A 2635-nucleotide genomic window follows, 5' to 3' on the forward strand; every position below is an offset into this window, starting at 1 on the left:
GTATGCCCGCTCGACAGCTGGCTGGACGACGGCCTCATGCAGGCCATTGCCGAGGAGAACAACCTCTCGGAGACGGCTTTTTTCGTTGTTTCGGGAGAGGGCTTCGCGCTGCGCTGGTTCACGCCGGTGGCCGAGGTCGATCTGTGCGGGCACGCGACCCTGGCTGCGGCGCACGTCATCTTCGACATCATGGGGTTCGCGAAACCGGTGATCACCTTCGCCACGCGCAGCGGCGAGCTGCATGTGCAACGGCGCGGGCCGCTCCTGGAGATGGATTTTCCGTCCACACCGGCAGCCCCCTGCGCCATTCCGGCGGTGTTGATTGCCGGCCTCGGCGGGCAACCGCTCGAAGTGCTGGCCGACGACGACTACCTGGCGATCTTCGCCAGCGAGGCGGAGGTGCGCGCCATCAAGCCCGACCACGGCAGCTTGAGCCAACTGGACCTGCGCGGTGTCATCGTCAGCGCGCCGGGCATCGAGGTGGACTTCGTCAGCCGCTTCTTTGCCCCGAAATACGGCGTTCCGGAAGACCCGGTCACCGGCTCGGCGCATTGCGTTTTGACCCCGTACTGGGCAGGCCGGCTCGGCAAAAAGACGCTCACCGCGCGCCAGGTATCGAAACGTGGTGGCAATCTCGGCTGCGTGTTGAAGGGCGATCGCGTGCTTCTGTCGGGGTCGGCGATCACGGTGATGGAAAGCGAAATCCGCTTTGCCGATTAGCCTGGGCTTGCGGCCGCGCCGCAGCCCGTAAAACTCAGCGTCGGCGCGAGCCGCCGCCAAGCAGCGAGCCGAGGACACCGCGGATGATCTGCCGACCTACTTGCGAACCCATTGCCCGCGCCGCACTCTTGGCAGCGGTGGTGGCGATCGAGTCGCCGCCACGCGAGCGGCTGCTGCTCGAACCGCCGCCGAAGAGGTCGGCGAGACCCCCGAGCCAGCCGCCGCTAGACGCTTCCGGCTCCTCCGCCGGGGCCCGGGCCTGCGTCGCCGCCCCTGGCTGGGCTGCTGCCGGGGCTTCCCGGAGTTTCTCGTAAGCCGATTCGCGATCGATCGCTTCCTCGTAGTGGCCGTAGATCGCCGAAGCCTTGATCACCGCCTGCCGCTCGTCGGTCGTTTGCGGACCCATGCGCGATGCCGGGGGTAGCACGAAGGCGCGCTCGACGATGTTCGGCCGCCCTTTCTCGTCCAGGAAGGAGACCAGCGCCTCGCCGACGCCGAGTTCGGTGATCGCCGTCTCGGCATCGAAGCGCGGGTTGGCACGCATGGTCTGTGCGGCCGCCTTGACCGCTTTCTGGTCACGCGGGGTGAAGGCGCGCAGCGCATGCTGGACACGGTTACCGAGCTGACCAAGCACGCTATCGGGAATGTCGAGCGGATTCTGGGTGACGAAATAGACCCCGACACCCTTGGAGCGGATCAAGCGCACCACCTGTTCGATCTTGTCGAGCAAGGCCGCGGGCGCTTCGCTGAACAGCAGGTGGGCTTCGTCGAAAAAGAAGACCAGCTTCGGTTTCTCGACGTCGCCGACTTCCGGCAGCTGCTCGAAGAGCTCGGCCAGCAGCCACAGGAGAAAGGTCGAATAGAGGCTCGGCGAGGTCATCAGCTTGTCGGCGGCGAGGATGTTGACCACCCCCTTGCCGTTGTCGGTCTGCATCAGGTCGGCGATGTCGAGCATCGGCTCACCGAAGAAGACGTCGCCGCCCTGGTCGCCGAGATTCAGCAGACCGCGCTGGATGGCGCCGATCGAAGCGGCCGAGACGTTGCCGTACTCGCTGGTCAGGCTCTTGGCGTTCTCGCCGACGTGCTGCAGCATCGCTCGCAAGTCCTTCAGGTCGAGCAGCAGCAGGCCATTGTCGTCGGCGACCCTGAACACCAGTTGCAGGACGCCGGTCTGGGTGTCGTTGAGATTCAGCAGGCGCGCCAGCAAGACCGGCCCCATGTCCGAAATCGTCGCCCGTACCGGATGGCCCTGTTCGCCGAAGACGTCCCAGAAGGCGACCGGGCATTTCGCCGGCGAATGCTCCTTGATGCCGAGCGCGTCGAGGCGCGCCTGCATCTTCGGCGAGATGCTGCCTTCTGCCGCCAGACCCGACAGGTCGCCTTTGACGTCGGCCATGAACACCGGTACGCCGATGCTCGAAAACCGTTCCGCCAGCACTTGCAGCGTCACCGTCTTGCCGGTGCCGGTGGCGCCCGTGATCAGTCCATGGCGGTTGGCCAGGGCTGGCAGCAGGGCCAGTTCGGTGTCTTCGTGTTTGGCAATGACGAGAGGGCTGATCATGAGCGACTCCGGGAAATGGTGAGGGGAAGGAATGGCAAAAAACGGGAGGTGCTAGAATGCCGAGCTTGATTATCGACCATTTGTAGCCAGGTTTGTTGCACCGGCGGGACCTCGGCGCAGAACGAAACCAACAGGGGACAGCATGGCAGGACACTCCAAGTGGGCCAACATCCAGCACCGCAAGGGTCGCCAGGATGAAAGACGCAGCGCATCGTTTTCCAAGATCGCCAAGGAAATCACCGTCTCGGCCAAGATGGGCGGCGGCGACGCAGCGTTCAATCCGCGCCTGCGGGTGGCCATCGACAAGGCCAAGGGCGTCAACATGCCCAAGGACAAGATCGACAACGCGATCAA

General features: G+C 64.8%; 2 protein-coding genes and 1 pseudogene. 2 read left to right on the plus strand and 1 reads right to left on the minus strand.

The window, feature by feature from the left end:
• Positions 1–720, plus strand: a 720-nt coding sequence (locus tag RUW20_RS17585) for a PhzF family phenazine biosynthesis protein (protein WP_313953524.1), incomplete at its 5' end; no start/stop codon positions are given.
• A gap of 34 nt (positions 721–754) precedes the next feature.
• On the opposite strand, the gene RUW20_RS17590 is transcribed toward RUW20_RS17585, so the two are convergent.
• Complete coding sequence (locus RUW20_RS17590; protein WP_313953525.1) at positions 755–2281, minus strand: helicase HerA-like domain-containing protein; 1527 nt, start codon at positions 2279–2281, stop codon at positions 755–757.
• Positions 2282–2423: 142 nt separating this feature from the next.
• On the opposite strand from RUW20_RS17590, the pseudogene RUW20_RS17595 reads away from it, so the two are divergent.
• Positions 2424–2635 (plus strand): annotated as a pseudogene (locus RUW20_RS17595) (YebC/PmpR family DNA-binding transcriptional regulator); the annotation flags it as partial.

It is taken from the genome of Accumulibacter sp., from assembly GCF_032229525.1.
Lineage (GTDB): Bacteria > Pseudomonadota > Gammaproteobacteria > Burkholderiales > Rhodocyclaceae > Accumulibacter.